This is a genomic window from Microcystis sp. LE19-84.1B, from assembly GCF_027531875.1.
Taxonomy (GTDB): domain Bacteria; phylum Cyanobacteriota; class Cyanobacteriia; order Cyanobacteriales; family Microcystaceae; genus Microcystis; species Microcystis panniformis.
In genome coordinates, this window is record NZ_JAPZSR010000483.1 from 1 (window position 1) to 16,902 (window position 16,902).

Annotated in this window: 14 protein-coding genes and 1 pseudogene; 14 read left to right on the forward strand and 1 reads right to left on the reverse strand. The window is 40.7% G+C overall.

Features of this window, described 5'->3' with window-relative positions; all coding sequences use genetic code 11:
* The 8 genes and pseudogenes from O9324_RS26750 to O9324_RS26785 form a co-directional block, all read left to right on the forward strand.
* Window positions 1-1,656 (forward strand): annotated as a pseudogene (locus tag O9324_RS26750) (IS1634 family transposase); the annotation flags it as partial.
* Window positions 1,657-2,270: 614 nt separating this feature from the next.
* Window positions 2,271-2,975 carry a Uma2 family endonuclease gene (locus tag O9324_RS26755; protein WP_002765478.1) on the forward strand — a complete coding sequence of 235 codons (705 nt, stop codon included), beginning with the start codon at window positions 2,271-2,273 and terminating at the stop codon, window positions 2,973-2,975.
* 172 nt (window positions 2,976-3,147) lie between these two features.
* Entirely contained in the window at window positions 3,148-4,212 is a 1,065-nt protein-coding gene (locus tag O9324_RS26760; RefSeq protein ID WP_288141792.1) for a ParA family protein, read from the forward strand.
* Window positions 4,196-4,957, forward strand: coding sequence for a HEPN domain-containing protein (locus tag O9324_RS26765; protein ID WP_288141793.1), 762 nt, complete (start codon window positions 4,196-4,198; stop codon window positions 4,955-4,957). Before O9324_RS26760 ends, O9324_RS26765 begins: the two co-directional genes overlap by 17 nt.
* Before the next feature lie 146 nt (window positions 4,958-5,103).
* Window positions 5,104-6,822 carry an ABC1 kinase family protein gene (locus O9324_RS26770; RefSeq protein ID WP_288141794.1) on the forward strand — a complete coding sequence of 573 codons (1,719 nt, stop codon included), beginning with the start codon at window positions 5,104-5,106 and terminating at the stop codon, window positions 6,820-6,822.
* 36 nt (window positions 6,823-6,858) lie between these two features.
* The gene (locus O9324_RS26775) at window positions 6,859-7,236 is read left to right on the forward strand and encodes a hypothetical protein (RefSeq protein WP_002734118.1); all 378 of its coding nucleotides are present in this window, start codon (window positions 6,859-6,861) and stop codon (window positions 7,234-7,236) included.
* A 130-nt stretch (window positions 7,237-7,366) separates the two neighbouring features.
* Window positions 7,367-8,704: an anthranilate synthase component I gene (locus O9324_RS26780; RefSeq protein WP_288141795.1), complete on the forward strand. Its 1,338-nt coding sequence runs from the start codon at window positions 7,367-7,369 to the stop codon at window positions 8,702-8,704.
* 283 nt (window positions 8,705-8,987) lie between these two features.
* Window positions 8,988-9,953 (forward strand): permease, encoded by a 966-nt coding sequence (locus tag O9324_RS26785; protein WP_288141796.1) that lies wholly within the window; start codon window positions 8,988-8,990, stop codon window positions 9,951-9,953.
* A gap of 627 nt (window positions 9,954-10,580) precedes the next feature.
* On the opposite strand, the gene O9324_RS26790 is transcribed toward O9324_RS26785, so the two are convergent.
* Window positions 10,581-11,108, reverse strand: a complete 528-nt coding sequence (locus O9324_RS26790; RefSeq protein WP_288141797.1) for a PEP-CTERM sorting domain-containing protein — start codon at window positions 11,106-11,108, stop codon at window positions 10,581-10,583.
* Window positions 11,109-11,730: 622 nt separating this feature from the next.
* On the opposite strand from O9324_RS26790, the gene O9324_RS26795 reads away from it, so the two are divergent.
* The 6 genes from O9324_RS26795 to O9324_RS26820 all read left to right on the forward strand — a co-directional run bounded on the left by O9324_RS26795 (window position 11,731) and on the right by O9324_RS26820 (window position 16,698).
* On the forward strand, window positions 11,731-12,693 hold the full coding sequence (locus O9324_RS26795; protein WP_002788671.1) for an orange carotenoid-binding protein: 963 nt from the start codon (window positions 11,731-11,733) through the stop codon (window positions 12,691-12,693).
* Window positions 12,694-12,922: 229 nt separating this feature from the next.
* Entirely contained in the window at window positions 12,923-13,249 is a 327-nt protein-coding gene (gene frp / locus O9324_RS26800; RefSeq protein ID WP_002746320.1) for a fluorescence recovery protein, read from the forward strand.
* Between the two features lie 167 nt (window positions 13,250-13,416).
* Entirely contained in the window at window positions 13,417-13,932 is a 516-nt protein-coding gene (locus O9324_RS26805) for an alpha/beta hydrolase (RefSeq protein WP_288141798.1), read from the forward strand.
* A gap of 218 nt (window positions 13,933-14,150) precedes the next feature.
* Window positions 14,151-15,065, forward strand: coding sequence for a DNA adenine methylase (locus O9324_RS26810; RefSeq protein WP_288141799.1), 915 nt, complete (start codon window positions 14,151-14,153; stop codon window positions 15,063-15,065).
* A gap of 29 nt (window positions 15,066-15,094) precedes the next feature.
* Window positions 15,095-15,871 carry a type II restriction enzyme gene (locus O9324_RS26815; protein ID WP_287627166.1) on the forward strand — a complete coding sequence of 259 codons (777 nt, stop codon included), beginning with the start codon at window positions 15,095-15,097 and terminating at the stop codon, window positions 15,869-15,871.
* Window positions 15,872-16,014: 143 nt separating this feature from the next.
* A complete protein-coding gene (locus O9324_RS26820; RefSeq protein ID WP_287627165.1) occupies window positions 16,015-16,698 on the forward strand; it encodes a DALR anticodon-binding domain-containing protein in 684 nt (227 codons plus the stop codon).
* The last annotated feature ends 204 nt before the right edge of the window (window positions 16,699-16,902 follow it).

The window sequence follows — 16,902 nt, forward strand, 5'->3', positions numbered from 1 at the left end:
TCAATCAACAGAAATTGAAGTCAAAAATCTAGACCATCTGGGATTAGTAGCCGGAATTATCGATGAAATAGGAATCGTTGAAATTATCAACGAACAAGTCTCAATTGAGCGAGGAGAAATTGTCACAGCGGGGCAAGTCGTGAAAGCAATTATCCTGAACGGATTGGGATTTGTCTCCCGGGCCTTGTATTTATTTCCTCAATTTTTTGAAGATAAAGCAACCGAACATCTGCTGGGAGAAGGCATCGAAGCAAAACACCTGAATGATGATAAAATTGGTCGAGTAATGGACAAACTTTATCAACTGGATGTTTCGGGGATTTTCCTACTCATTAGTTTAGCCGCCGTCAAAAAATTTGGTGTAGCAACCGAGAACTCCCATTTAGATTCGACTTCTCTATCAGTAGAAGGAGAATATAACAAGGAATACCCAACAGTAGAAATCCTGAAATCAGGAGCAGTGGGAGAAGAAATTGAAACCAGACAACAGCCAATAAAAATTACCCACGGATACTCCCGCGACCGACGACCTGACTTAAAACAATTTATGATTGACTTAATCGTAAGTGGGGATGGAGATGTACCTTTATTCCTGAAAGTAGGGGACGGAAATGAAGCAGACAAAGCGGTTTTTGGTCAAATCGCCCGAGAATTTCAAAAACAAGTTGACTTTGACAGTTTAATAGTCGGCGATAGCGCCCTCTATAGCAAAGAGAATTTAAAACTAATGAAAGAAATGCGTTGGTTGTCTCGAGTCCCCTTCAGCATTAAAGAGGCTCAAGAGTTAGTCGATAGCATCTGGTGAAAAAGAGTTAACCGATGCAGAAATACCGGGTTATTCCTGGCGGGAAACAAGCTCTAACTATGGGGGAATAGAACCAAGATGGTTGCTAGTTGAAAGTCAAGCTAGACAAGAATCAGACTTGAAAAAATTAGAGAAAAAAATCGAGCAGGAAAAGAATTCTGCCCAAGAAAAAATCCGCCAACTATCCCGAAGAGAATTTGAGAATAGAGCGGTGGCGTTGGCGATAGCCAAAGGATTATCTGACTCCTTAAAATATCATCAGTTAACTGAGATTAAAGTCAATCTCATTCCGCCTGAGTCTCAGCAGTCAAAACTTAAATCAAAAGACGATTTACCCTCTCAAAGCTATCAAGTTCAAGCCAAATTAGAGTTGAATTTGACCGCCATTGAGAGGCTAAAGAAACGAGCAGGACGATTTGTTTTAGCAACTAACGATTTGGAGAAACAACGATTAAGCAGTGAGGATATACTCAAAAAATATAAAGGGCAACAAGCTCCAGAAAGAGGATTTTCTTTTCTCAAAGACCCCTGCTTTTTTGCCCACAGTGTCTTTCTCAAATCTCCCCATAGAATCGAGGTCATGGCCATGCTCACGTTGCTCGTGCCTGCTGGTTTATACTATTGGTCAAAGACAACTTCGTCTGAACTTAAAACAGCAGGAGACGGGACTGAAAAATCAGTTGGGTAAGTTAACTGACCGACCAACATTACGCTGGATATTTCAGAACTTTCAAGGGATTCATCTCCTACGTATTCAAGACAATCAAAAGATTAGCAACTTAACGGATGAGAGGCGCAACATTTTGAGATTTTTTCCCAAACCTTGCCAGGAATATTATCTCTTATCTTGACCAGATGGATTGACTTCAAGGGGTGACAAAACTTAAGCACTACTCGAACATCTCGACGCTAGATGTTAAGTCTGATTGCCCAGCCATTCTCAACAAGCACTGTTTATTGCGAATGACTGGGGGAACCCTGGAATTTTCGGCTTAGTTGCCGGCAGCTTGCCGCCAACTCACTCCTCTAGATAAGTATTTTGACTCACGCCCCTTCCTCTTTCGAGACGTTGTGACACTTAGGGTGCGGAATGTGGGATCAGAAGAGGAAAGATGCAATGCTCCGGTGCTGATTCGGAGCATCTTTCAATTTGACAACGCCAAAATATGAACAATCGCGTGTAAGCATCCCACCGAAAAGCTGATGCGCTCCGGGGTTTGGGGGCGGCGCCACGCCCCCAACGGGGGGTTTGGGGGGTTCTATCCCCCAAAAGCTTGGATTGAGTGATAAAACTGAAAGTAACACACCCAATTTTAGGAGAAAGTTTCCCTTGAAAAATCCCAAATTAGTAGATTTACAAAAATGAGATGCACCCCAAGCAAAACAATCAGACTTATAATATAATTGTATTGATTGTCGCTTGTTGCTAGAATCACCCCAAATTGACTCAATGGGTTTATAAAAGATGACAACCCTAGATATTGCTACTGATATTGTCTGTCCTCCCACCGATTTATGGAGTGATGAACCACCCGTGGAAAGTGATCTGCATTTACAACAAATTATTTTATTATTATCTTGTCTTGATTGGCTCTGGCAAGATAGAAACGATTACTATGCCTCGGGTAATTTGACTATTTATTATAACGAAAGACAACTGAAACAGCGAGATTTTTGTGGACCAGATTTTTTCGTGGTTTTAGATACAGAGAAACGTCCCCGGAAAAGTTGGGTTGTCTGGGGAGAAGGGGGTAAATATCCCAATCTAATCATCGAAATTCTCTCCGATTCCACCGCTAATGTGGACAGAAAAGCCAAAAAGGAACTATATCAGCATACTTTCCGGACTCCTGAATATTTTTGGTTTGATCCTAATACCTTAGAATGGCAAGGATTCACTTTAATCGAGGGACAATACCAACCGATTACCCCCAATGAAAACGGTTATTTATGGAGTAAGCAACTGGGATTATATTTAGGAATTTTTGCCAATAAATTACGCTATTTCACCGAATCGGGCGAATTGGTTCCCACCCCTCAAGAGTCGGCCCGACAGGAAAGATTAGCCAAAGAACAGGAAAGATTAGCCAAAGAAAGAGAACAACAACGGGCAGAAAAATTAGCCCAAAAGCTGCGAGAATTGGGCATTAATCCCGATGAAATTGCTTAAATATCCGGTTGGGGGTGTTAGGGTGGAAACCATGGCGCAATTTTTCCTTAATTGCTAGGCATTAAAACGAGTAATCCGAAACTCTGATTCTAGCCTAGAAATCATGGCAAAATCTCCACACTGATGTTACAATAATGACCAAGGGCAACAATCTTCAAATATAATTAATGCCATGGTGCAAAAAATAGCTTTTTTTAATCATAAAGGTGGAGTCAGCAAAACTACAACCACTTTTAACCTTGGTTGGATGCTTGCTGAGAAGGGCAAAAGAGTAATTATTGTCGATACCGATCCCCAATGTAACTTAACTGGTATGGCTTTGACTAATGAAAGTGAAGATAGGGAGGAAAGACTACAAGCAATCTACAATACTTACTCTAATATTAAAACAGCTTTAGCACCTGCTTTTGAGTCTCAACCGAGATTAATTGAAGCTGTGGACTGTATTCCTATTGATGGTCGTGATGACTTATTTTTACTGCCCGGTCATGTGGGGTTGGCTGAATATGAAGTTAGCCTAGGTCTTGCTCAAGAACTTAGCGGGTCAATTCAGACTTTAAAAAATCTCCCCGGTGCGATTACATATTTATTAGACGAAACTGCCGAAAGATTTCAAGCTGACTATATTTTAATCGATATGAGTCCCAGTTTGGGGTCAATCAATCAAAATATACTGATGACCAGCAACTTTTTTATTGTGCCAACCACGCCAGATTTTTTCTCGGTTATGGCTATCGATTCTTTAGCTAAAATATTGCCTAAGTGGCACCAATGGGCTAAGGCAGCTAGTGCTTTACCAATTCTCAAAACCGCCAACTATCCCTTCCCCGAAGTTAACCTACATTTTTTGGGAACTATTGTTCAGAACTATCGAATCAGAGGTGGTCAAGAAACAAAAGCTTTTCAAAACTGGATTAACGAAATCGAGAAAAATATTGGCGATAAAATGATTCCAGCCCTAGAAAAAAATGGCATGATGCTACCGAAATTTATCTACGACAAGAATGGTGTACCAGACTGCTGTACTCTAGTAAAAATTCCTAATTTTAATAGTCTTATTGCCAGTTCTCAAAAGCATCAAGTGCCTGTTTTTGCGCTAACTGCTGAACAATTAGAATGGCAAGGTAAAGTGTTAGATAAAGCCCAAGAAAAACAAGAAGAATTTAAAAATATTTTTTCTGACTTGGCAGACAAAGTTATCGGTCTTACCTCCGAGATTTATGCAGTTAGCAATTGAACAATTTCGCCTTAGCATTGCCCGCGTTCGTGACTTGATCGCTATCCACAATTCCCTCAAATCTCAGACTACTTCGGCCCTAGATGTATCGGATATCCTCAGAGCCGCTTTAGTCCTGACTGTGAGCGCTTTAGATTATTATATTCACGAAGTGGTTACTCTAGGAATGCTAGAAATTTATCGAGGCCAACGTTCAGAACCTTCTCCCACTCCTAACAGTTCTCAATCTGCCTTTTCTCGTTTTCAAGTCTCCTTGGATGGCGCACGACAAGAACGATTGATAGCTATTAGTATTAGCTCTTGGCTAGAGAACGAAATTCAACAAAACTACGGTTCTTTTTTTGGTCAAGAATCTCGCTCAATTTCCGAGGTACTACCAATGATTGAAAATCTCCTCACCAACAAACTTAATAGTAATTATTGGCTAGAGGCTGAAATTAGAGAAAACCTCAGATATAAAAGCTTTCAACAACCGGACAAGATAGCGGAGGCCATTAGATTAATTTCAGCCAAGAAATTGTGGGAAGAAGTGGCCAGCAAACTAAATAAACCAGCCAAAGATATTAAAAGCCAACTTAGCATAATTGTTGAGCGAAGGAACAAAATCGCCCATGAAGCTGATATAGACCCGAGTTATGGCATTGGTAGTCGCTGGAATATCGATGAAAATATGATTAATGATGCCGTTACCTTTATAGAACAGCTTGTTGAAAATATCCATCAGGTACTTGAGGACATCCACTAGCCGAAAATTTCCCCGGCAGTCCAGCAATAAATACTTATGATTTCTCTGGGAATTATAACAATTATTAAATAATGTGTAGTTTTGTATACTGATGTCAAGAACTTAGCTACAATATCAAGTGGCGTAAGATATATAGAGATTAGCTAGTGAGTCGGCATCAAGACAGTCAAACTGACCGGAAACGAGAAGAAACACAGTTCACTCCTTACAGTGCAGAAGCGATCGCTCAACAATACCGTTACAAACCTTGGCAATTGTTCGGTCGCGCTTTCGTGATTACTTGGTCTTTAGGATTATTTCTCCTCAGTCTCCTCTGGGACAAATGGACAAAGCAAGAAGAAGCCAATAAATACAAGCGTGCCAGCGAACTTAGGCAAATTCTCACCCGTTTGGGTCCCACCTTCATCAAAGTCGGTCAAGCTCTCTCTACCCGCCCCGACCTCGTTCGCAAAGACTTTTTAGACGAATTAGTTAAACTGCAAGACCAACTTCCCCCCTTCGATAACGACATCGCTTTTGCCCTTATCGAGACAGAATTGGGAATGCCTGTAGAAAAAGCCTATCGAGAAATATCCCCCACCCCTGTGGCTGCCGCTAGTTTAGGACAGGTTTATAAAGCTATTCTACCCACCGGCGAAGAAGTAGCCGTTAAAGTGCAAAGACCGGGGCTGCGGGCGCTTTTAAGCCTCGATTTATACCTAATGCGCTGGGCTGCCCAAAAATTCGGTCGTTTATTACCCCTCAATCTCGGCCATGACCTCACCCTGATTGTCGATGAATTCGGAACCAAACTCTTTGAGGAAATCGACTATCAAAACGAAGGTCGCAACGCTGAAAAATTCGCCACCAACTTCCAAAATAACCCCGAAGTTAAAGTTCCCAGTATCTACTGGCGTTATAGTGGTCGCCGCGTCCTCACCCTAGAATGGATTGATGGCTATAAACTCACCGATACCGAGAATATCAAAGCTTTAGGATTAGACCCCAATAGTATCGTTAAAATCGGCGTAACCTCTGGATTACAGCAACTCCTCGAACACGGCTTTTTCCACGCTGATCCCCATCCGGGTAATCTTTTCGCCACCTTTGATGGTCGCATGGCCTATATCGATTTTGGCATGATGGACCAGTTAGAGGAGGAAACTAAAGAAACCCTCGCTAGTTGCGTCGTCGATTTAATTAACAAAGACTACGAAAACCTAGCCGCCAACTTTGTCAAACTGGGATTTTTAACCCCAGAAACGGATATAAAACCAATTATTCCGGCTCTAGAACGGGTTTTAGGCAATGCCATCGGTCAAAGGGTCGGTGACTTCAATTTCCGCACTATTACCGATGAGTTCTCCGAATTGATGTACCAATATCCCTTCCGGATTCCCGCCAAATTCGCCCTGATTATTCGTTCCCTCGTCACCCAAGAAGGGGTGGCCCTTACCCTCGATCCTAACTTCAAAATCGTCCAAGTAGCCTATCCCTACGTCGCTAAACGTCTCCTGACTGGGGAATCGCCCCAACTGCGGCGGCGTTTACTGGATGTGCTGTTCAAAGACGGTAAATTCCAGTGGCAACGCCTAGAAAACATGATTACAATGGCTCGCTCGGAAAGTAACTTCGATTTACTGCCCACCGCGCAATTAGGCATCACTTTTCTTCTCTCGGAAGAAGGTCGTTATCTGCGTCGTCAATTGCTATTAGCTTTAACGGAAGATGACCGTCTCCATACCGCCGAAGTGCAACGTCTCTGGGGTTTAATTCAAGGAGAATTGCAACCGCGGCGACTCTTGGATGTGGCCATGAGCGCTTTTCGGGAATTATCGTCCCAAGGTGTGGCCGCTGTCCTTCCGCGAGAAACCAGTTCGCGTTAAAGTGTTTAAGGTCATCATCGGTTAATCACTTTTTCTATGGATTATTATTTTCTGCCCCAACCGCCCTATTTTCTAGTTTTTGCCGGTTTATTTATCGGTATTACCTGCGGGGCCGCTTTTGAAGCTAGTCTCAAGCAAGTGGTTAACAATTGGTATAAAAATAAGGGTTCAGACGATCAAAATCTTTTAAAATCCAGTTCCTTACAAATTCCTTTTATTGGTATTTGTGTAGGAATCTGTCTTTTCCTGGCCTCGGGATTAGATATATTTATTCTCAATGGTTGGGTTGCCTACGCTATCTCTCTCCCCATGACTATCTTTATTGGTGGTTTGGTTTGGAGTCAGTTAGGGGAATTATTAGGCCAATTACAGCGCGGCGGTTCTAAAGAAATTGACCTCGATTATCGGGGATAATTAGGAGGCAGCAAACATTTAGGACTAAGATAATAGGTGTTAGCAGATAGGAAAGATCAACTCCCCCACAACTAACACCAAAACCCTAGTTATACCCAATTTCCCAGCTATTTTGGCCCGCGATTTTTAGATGCAAAAACCTTTAGCATGGCATTGGCGATCGCTTCCTCTGCATCAGCGCACTGGTTCCGAGGTTTTTGCCTGCTTATTCTGCCAAGATGCGATCGCTACTTTACTAGAAAGTCCCTATCCGAGTAATTCCCTTTCCCGTTACTCTCTTTGTGCTGGTTCCCCGCGTCAGCTTTGGACCCCCGCACTAGGGGAAATTTTGCCCTTTTTAAGCAGTTTACTCCCCCAAACCCGATGTGATCATCTTCCCGATCATCTTCCCTTCCATGGCGGTTGGTTGGGGTGGTTAGGCTATGATTTAGCTTGGGAGATAGAAAAATTACCGGACAGGAAAGCTGATACTCTCCCTTTTCCTGTCGCTTATTGGTATGAACCGGATAGTTTTGCCATTCTCGATCACCAAGCACAAATTCTCTGGTTAGCTGCCACTAAACCTGAAGATTTAGATAAATACGAACAATCTTTAACCACTAACCCTGATTTTGAGTTGATCGATCCCCATCCTTCTCCCTTAATCTTTTATACCTCTCAACTCGACTACGAAAAAGCTGTTAAAAAAGCCTTAGATTATATCAGAAAAGGCGATATTTTTCAAGCAAATTTATCCCTAAGATTTCAAAGCACAACTAGGGCAAAAGGATGGCAAATTTATCGCAGTTTACAACAGATTAACCCTTCTCCTTTTGCCAGTTATTGGCGCACCCCTTGGGGAGAAATGATTAGTTGTTCTCCCGAAAGATTGGTAAAATTAGAAAGGGGAATAGCCAGCACTAGACCGATCGCTGGAACCCGTCCCCGGGGTAAAACCGAGGCACTCGATCGACAATTGGCCGAGGAATTATTAACTAATAAAAAAGAACGGGCCGAGCATATTATGCTAGTAGATCTAGAACGTAATGATCTGGGTAGAGTTTGTGAATGGGGATCGGTTGATGTGGATGAATTACTGACGATCGAGCGTTATAGCCATGTTATGCACTTGGTCAGTAATGTTCAAGGAAAATTAGATAAAAAGTATCATGCTATTGATTTAATTAAAGCTCTTTTCCCCGGGGGAACAATTACCGGTTGTCCGAAAGTTCGCTGTCTAGAAATTATCGAAGAATTGGAACCGATGCGACGCAATTTATTCTATGGTTCCTGTGGCTATATTGACCTACGGGGTCATTTAGATTTGAATATTCTCATCCGTACCCTATTAATGACCACTCAAGGGAATTTGAACACCGTTTGGGGACAAGTGGGAGCGGGAATAGTTGCCGATAGTGATCCCGAAAAAGAATGGTTAGAATCCCTTCATAAAGCTGAGGCACAATTAATCGCTTTACGTTCTTTTTAATTTTTGATTTCAACAAAATAACCTAAGTAGGTAGGCATTAAAAATTATCAGATGCCCCCCTTATTAAGGGTGGATTAAGGGGGGTACCGATCCCCCCTTATCAAGGGGTATCCCCCCGCCTTCGGCTTCCCCCCTTATCAAGGGGGGCTAGGGGGGATCGAAGCTAAAATCAATGTTTAATTTAATTATAACCAGCTACCTATTGTTGCATCGAAAACCGATCTTTTTACTTTTTACTTAATCTGCTATTTTGTAGGATAGCTTCCGATCTTGAACCCTATTCATGAATCAAATTTCTATCGCTGTTACTTTTTTTCTTAGTTTAGTCTTGACCTCGCTTCCCTTTTTACTTTTGGGGACAGCCGTTTCCAGTTTTTTGCTGGTTTTCGTCAATAAACAGCGATTAGCGGCGATATTTCCCCGTAATCGAGTCTTAGGAGCGATCGTTGGCAGTGCCATCGGATTAATCCTACCGGTCGGACAATACGGCACGATTCCCGTCGCTAGAAGATTCTTATTAGAGGGAGTACCTCCAGGAGTGGTGTTTAGCTTTCTCACCGCTGCACCTACCCTAAATATCGTCACTCTTTGGCTAACTTGGCAGACTTTCAGCTATTCTAGTATTTTCTTCTATCGATCGCTTTCGGTCTGGTTAATGGCAATTGTTATCGGTACTCTCTTTAGTTTCTATCGGGAAAAACCCCGCACCGATAGCGAAATTCCCCTAGAATCGAGTTTAGTTCTTTCCGGTAGTTTTTTACCGGAGGAAGCAGCCAGTCAACCCCTACAAAGAGTCGGCAGTCTTGTTTATGAGTATAAAACTAGAGATAGGCAAGCTTGGCCAATTTCTGTGCAGTTATTTCTCGATAACTTTATCGATGAAGCGCTGGAATTAGGGGGATTATTAATTATTGGCTGTGCGATCGCTAGTGTCTTTCAGCTATTATTACCTCAGAGTCAATTAATTGCCTGGGGGGATACTCCCGTTACTCAAATTCTCGTGCAGTTGTTCTTTGGTTTCACCCTCGCTGTTAATGCTAGTCTTAGCACTTTTGTCCCCGGTTCTTTAATTACTAATCTGTCCGTGGGTTCCACTCTAGCTTTTTTACTGGTCGCTTCCCTCATTGATATTAAAGCTTTTATCCTCCTCCTATCAGCTTTCCGTCCTAAAATCGTCCTTTATTTCGGAATTTTATGCCTGTTAATGACTTTTTTAGTGGCTCTAATCCTCAGTTTTTATCTAGGTTGAATTTCTTCCGGGTCAGAAAAATTTTCTCTTGACAAAGGCGACTTGACATGATATTATATTCATAATGGAAAAGCCGTGCGCCTGCGAACCCTATTTTCCAACGGTCTTAACTATGATTGATGTGATTATTGGATTGACTATGATTGGTTCATTCAATCAATCAATCTTCATCTCTAATCCACTCTTAACTAGCTCCCTAGTCATAGTTCATCATTCAATCATTCCCATCATAGTCGATGATTGGTGGTGGGTTACTGGACTAGGTAATAGGTGTAGGGGTAATTCATGAATTACCCCTACAATCGGCTAGGTTTGTCTGGATGTTGTTAAATTTTCTCTTGACAAAGGCGACTTGACATGATATTATATTCATAATGGAAAAGCCGTGCGCCTGCAAACCCTATTTTCCTAAGCATTTAAACTCTAACTCATCTTGATTCTGCTTGCTGAAGTTATAAGAAAGGATTCTCGAAGAAGGGGCTTAGGCTGCACCTCATATTTGTGACTTTCTCTCAGTTATGGTGAGCAGCAGAAGTTATTAAAAGAGGGCGAATGCAATTCGCCCCTACAATCAGATGATTGCGCCAATGGTAGGGGCGCAATCATTGCGACCAAAATTTAACCCGTTTACTTGTCCTGTTTATTTGACTTTTTAGATTTAGCTAGGTTGTGCTTGAAGAAAGCACCAAATCCTAATACACCTAAGCCGAAAATCGTGCTGGGTTCAGGAACGGATGCAGATTGGGAAACGGCAAGGTTTAATTCCCCTGTATTATCGACGAAGATATCGTCGTTAATTCCTAGTTGAAGTTGAGTTGCACCGACTGGAATGGAAACTGTACGTCCTAACCCAATAGCAAAAGGTGTACCGATGATCGCTCCAGTTGCATCAGCAAACGTACCTACTAGCTGATTTAGGTAGGTATCCCAATCAGCCATCATATATTTGCTGGGAAACTGTAATCCGCTACTCCCTCCAAAGTTATTTGTGATGTATGTAGATGGAGAGCCGAAATAACCTTTTGCATCTACTTCAGGAGAAGCTCCATAAGCATTGGTTTTCCCATTGAGATAATTAATTGTCAGAGTATTCCCTGCGGTAAAATCTAACCCAGAACTGCTATTGATTATACTTGGAGCTATGTGATCGCTCACCCCATATTTATAAGCTGTATTCAGAGTCGTATTATTCCAAAGCCAAGGACCAGCTTTGCTGTTAACGGTTACCGGAATTGTAATACTGGCCGCTTGTACTCCACTGGCGATGGAGATACTGATAAGTATCCCCCCCCCCCGATGGAGTTTTTGATAAGTTTTGCTAATGTCACAAATAAATGCCGCCTAAAAAGTGTTGTTGAGCTTGCAATTACGCCGTAGCCTACCAAAAATGACAGGCGTTGTCAAGTGTGAAGATAATCGCGCATCAGAGCAGACTTGACAACGCTTTAAGAGCAAAGCTTTCGTTGTGTCGCAATTCATTCTTCATATTCTGATCTGACAACGCCAAAATTTAGGCACTTTTTCCCTGAAAATTAGGTAATTGACCCCCTGAAAAACCCCACACCCCACACCCTGCCCCCAGGAAAAGCTTTTTGCCGCCAACCTTAAATAAGTGATAGAACAGTTGTTCGACCATTAAGATTTTGTGATAATACCGGGTAAGTGTGATCTAAAGTACAGCTTTTTTTGGGAAAGTTTCTCCATCGGTGCTGCCTTGGGTCGCCAATATGATAGAATGCCAGTAAATTGATACAAAACTTTACTTCAAGGTGAATCTATGCCGTTTACGATCGAATCAGCGCGGAGCATTTTCCCCAACACGCTATCAGCGGATGTGGTTCCTGCCACGATTGCGCGTTTCAATCAGCTGAATACCGAAGATCAACTAGCCTTGATTTGGTTTGCCTACCTAGAAATGGGCAAAACCATCACCGTTGCCGCCCCCGGCGCTGCTAGTATGGTCTTTGCCGAAAAAACCATGAATGAAATTCGGCAGATGTCACCCTTGCAACAATCGCAGGTGATGTGCGACTTAGCTAACCATGCTGACACCCCGGTTTGTCGCACCTACAGCACTTGGTCTGCTAATATCAAACTGGGATTCTGGTATCAATTAGGACAATGGATGGAAAATGGCAGTGTTGCCCCAATTCCCAAGGGTTATGAACTATCTGCTAATGCCAGCGCCGTTTTAGACGGGATTAAAAAATTAGAGTCGGGACAACAAATCACCGTTCTGCGGAATTGTGTGGTGGATATGGGCTATGATCCCAAGAAACTGGGCGATTATAACCGTATTTCCGAACCCGTGGTTCCTCCCCAAAATATTGCCGAACGGACCAAAGTTAGCATTGAAGGCGTTACCAATGCCACCGTCCTCAACTACATGGACAACCTCAACGCGAATGACTTTGATGTATTAATTGAATTATTCACCCCTGACGGCGCTCTGCAACCACCTTTCCAACGTCCCGTCGTCGGTAAAGAGGCAGTATATCGCTTTTTCCGGGAAGAATGCCAAAATTTGAAATTAATCCCCGAACGCGGTGTGGTGGAACCCGCCGATGACGGTTTTACTCAGATTAAAGTGACGGGAAAAGTACAAACTCCTTGGTTTGGTGCAGGTGTGGGTATGAATATGGCATGGCGCTTCCTCCTAACTCCTGATAATAAAATTTTCTTCGTAGCGATCGACTTATTAGCTTCTCCGAAAGAATTATTAAACTTTGCCCGTGGCTAAATAGCTACTGAGAGAAATCATTAAAAATTCTGATGAAACTTATTAGAGTTCCTTGTCAAGTGAACTCTTTTTTTTATACAATTAAAAGGCTGACTTAAAAAAATTGGTAAATACACCGGTTTCTTCTCCGATCTAGGTAAGAATAACTAAACATCATTCTTAACAGGTGTCGGCGAAAAGAGTCGAGGTAGTTCAAAAACCCAAAATTATCATCCCTAAAACTAAAATCATGCCTATGAGTGAAATAATTTGGTCAGATACCGAACAAGAAATTGCTCAAACTGCTTTCCAAAAAGCCTATCAGCGCGAAACTAGCACTTTAATAGAACATATTAAAGAACAGTCTGGTCAGATCACGGTTTTAGATGATATCTGGCAAATGCACGATTATCTAAGCGCCCGACGACATCAGATTGATGGTAAATATGACTATCGCTATACTTCCCTAATTTTTGTCTTTGCTCAACTATTAAAGGAAGGATGGTTAAAGCTAGAAGATCTCAACGGTTTGGAAAAAGATAAACTAGCGAAAATCGCTGCTCTCTCGCGAATGTAAATTAATGATTAGCATTAAGCTATCAGCTTTCCGCTTCCAGTTGGGTGACTAAAAAATTCATCTCTAGATAATCAACACCGTCTTAAGTTTTTCCTAAGCGGCAACCAATTCCGCTAGAATGAGTCAATCATTCCGATCGCTTTTCGCTTGTTTTGCACCTTTGGTTTATGTTCAAAAATCTTTTACTTCCCCTAGGAATATCTATCTTTCTCGGTGTTTGTCAGTCTTTGTCAGCCGCCGAATCAGCTATCATCAAATACTACATCTTCCAAGGGTCCGTATCGGTATCAGAATTAAAGCAATTGAGCGAAACAGGCGAATTAGCCCCCGCTTTAGCGGCACAATTAAAGATGGCTAACCAAAAACCCGAAGAATTCCGCAAAATCCTTAATCGTCGGGTAGCGGTGGATGCCGTCTTTCTTTCCAAATTTCTTAATAGTTTTTTTGGCGAAAGTTTGCTAGATTATGCGACTGAAATTGTCCACACCCCCAATCGAGCCGCTAGTCGGCAAGCTTTACGGGGTTCCCTAGTCACTTCTGCCATTAATGATAATGAGATTCAAATCATCGAAGTCCTCGATAATTATCCCACCAGCGAGGTTCATGTGGATGGCAATCGTCTGCTGGATTTAATCAACCAAATTGAGTCAGTATTGAAAAAAATGCCCCGTTTACCTTTCTGATATCTAATAGATAAGTAGGTAGGTGTTAAAAATTGTCCGATACCCCCCTTATTAAGGGGGGTAGGGGAGATCAAACCCAAAATCTATCTTCAATTTAATTATAATCAGTTACTTATATTGGATATTCAGATGCGTTAGCCCAGCGTAACGCATTCTCTGATCAGGTTTTCATGAATTGCGCTGTAAATTGAATAGATTAGGATAATCTAGTAATAATAATGACTACTTCTTTGTCTGAAAGGAAAACAGTTAGCGCCAAACCTTTTTTAAAGTGGGCGGGAGGTAAAACTCAACTGGTTCCCAATATTCTATCTTTGATTAATTCCCAGATTTCTCAAGATTGTCAGTTTAACTACATTGAACCTTTTGTCGGAGGTGGGGCAGTTTTATTCTCAGTCTTAAATAATTTTTCTCCTGTCCAAAAAGTTATTATTAATGACATCAATCCTGATTTAATCATGGCTTATAATGTTATTAAAGATAATGTCAAAGAATTAATAGTCAAGCTTAAAAAAATCCAGCAGGATTTTTATGAACTTAAAAATCTAGAGGAACAACAAAAGTTTTTTTTAGATAAAAGAATAGAATTTAATTCTCGCAGCTGCGATGACTGTCTAGAAAAAACAGTTTTGTTATTATTTCTCAATAAAACTTGTTTTAATGGACTTTATAGAGTCAATAGCAAAGGACTCTTTAATGTCCCTTTTGGAAAATATGTCAAACCATTGATCTGCAATGAAGAAAACTTATTAGCTGTCAACCATCATTTACAGAAAGTGACGATCCTACAAGGAGATTTTGTCCAAACCATAAATTATGCAAATAACAAGACTTTATTTTATTTTGATCCTCCCTATAAACCGATTAAAAAAACATCAGCTTTTACCTCTTATACTAAAGAAAATTTTAACGATGAGGAGCAAATAAGATTAAAACAATTTATCGATCGAGTCGATCGGGCAGGTTATAAGTTTATTTTAAGTAATTCCGATCTTAAAAACTTTGACTCTGACAATAATTTTTTTGATGATTTATATAAAGATTATAATATTCAAAGGGTAAAAGCCCGACGAAATATTAATTCTAAAGGCAATAATCGGGGAGAAATCTGGGAATTACTGATCAATAACTGACAAAAATTAAGCCTAACAGAAAAGACGACATGAATAAAAATATTTCTTCAAGAGATCGAGGGTGGCAAGCTGTATTCGATAGATATAAATTGCACGATCATGATTTTTGTAGTCATCCTTATTTTATTAAGGCTGAACAGATTAAAGCAGCCACAAAACATTTTGAAACTACCGGGGAAAGAGAAGTCAGAATTTTATGTAAACAAGATACAAGAGAAAGCCGTCCAGAAGTTTTTAAAAAGCTAGGATTGTTTATTTTACCAGTCAAGAATGGAGAGTATGTGATATTAAAGGGCGAAGGTTATGTTGATATTCCTATCATAGAAACACCCATACAAAATTATCGAACTTTATTAGATTTTCAATTAGAAACTTCTTTGATAGGTGATTCAGAAATGCAACATCTGGACTTCGCTTACGCATCGAGTCTAATTCGTCACTTTATCAAAGATAATAGCCTAGTATTAACCATTCGTGGTAGAAAATATACCCCTGAATTTACACTAAAAATTAATCATCATGTTCTTAAAATTAAAGGTGTTCAAACAGAGGTAGATGCAGGATATGAAGGCAAGAACCAAATTGTTCTGATTGAAGCCAAAAACTTAAGTATAGACAATGTAATTATCAGACAGTTATATTATCCATCTAGACAATGGCAACTGCATACTAAAAAGAAAATTGTTACACTATTTTTTGCTAAGAAATCAAATATATATTATTTATGGAAATTCGAGTTTGAAAATCCAGACAATTATAATAGTATTAAGCTGGTGGACTCAGCGAGATTTGAAATCATCAGCTAAATTTATCGTAGTTATCATATCAGTTAGACACAATTAACTCATTGTTGATTAAGCGTATCGTAATCTAGAATGTCTCTCATGAGAACACTAGAATAAATCGACCACTTTGATCTGCCAAAAACGCCCCGTTTACCCTTCTGAGTATGAATTTTATCTGCAATCACCCCTCGATCGAGCATTGCTTAAAACAACAATTAATTCATATTTTTCCAGAAAAAAACCATAAATTAACTTTTTATCGTTGCCCAAAGACTGATAGTATTCTCTATCGTTCACCTCTGTTTTATCATTTTACGCCCGTTCAATGTCAAACCATATTTAACCATTTAATCGCCCTTTTTCCGCAAATTCAGCTTAAGGAAGGATGGCTAGAATTATTATTAGATCAGCAATTTTTGTCCTTTTGGTTACTAAAACTAAATGATTTAATTGATAAATTTTTCTCCGATCAGCTTCCTTTCCATCCCAGAGGAGAATTTTTCTTTTTATTTCAATACACCCACGCTCGCTATTCTAGTTTGTTACAACTGCTCAATCGGGAAAAAGTTAGATTAATCGAGCCAGAACTATTATCATGGCATCATCCCGCCGAAATAGCCTTAATCCTGCAAATTTTAACCGTTTGTGATTGTTGGGAACGCCAGAAACTTTATCCCTTAACCGCAAATTTTTGCGAAGCGATGCTCAATTTTGAGCGTAACTGTCGCATTATCGGAGAATCGTCCCCAATTCAGCGATCGAGATTAATCCTGATTAGCGTCAGTCAAAAACTACTTAACCGTCTTCTCCGTCAAAAATGGCAACGGCTGCCGATGACGGAACTTTGACATCCTCAAGCTTCGATCACTACTACCGAATCACCAACTCAATTTGAAGGACGATTTTCCCTCTAAATTTATCCTGGCGACAAAATACTTGACATATCCCAAGAAAGTAAGTTAACCTGTTCCACAGGTTTTGATTGTTTGTGTGATACCTTGATCGCAACACCTTTGTTAATTTTTTCTTTTGTACTGAAGAACAATACAAAG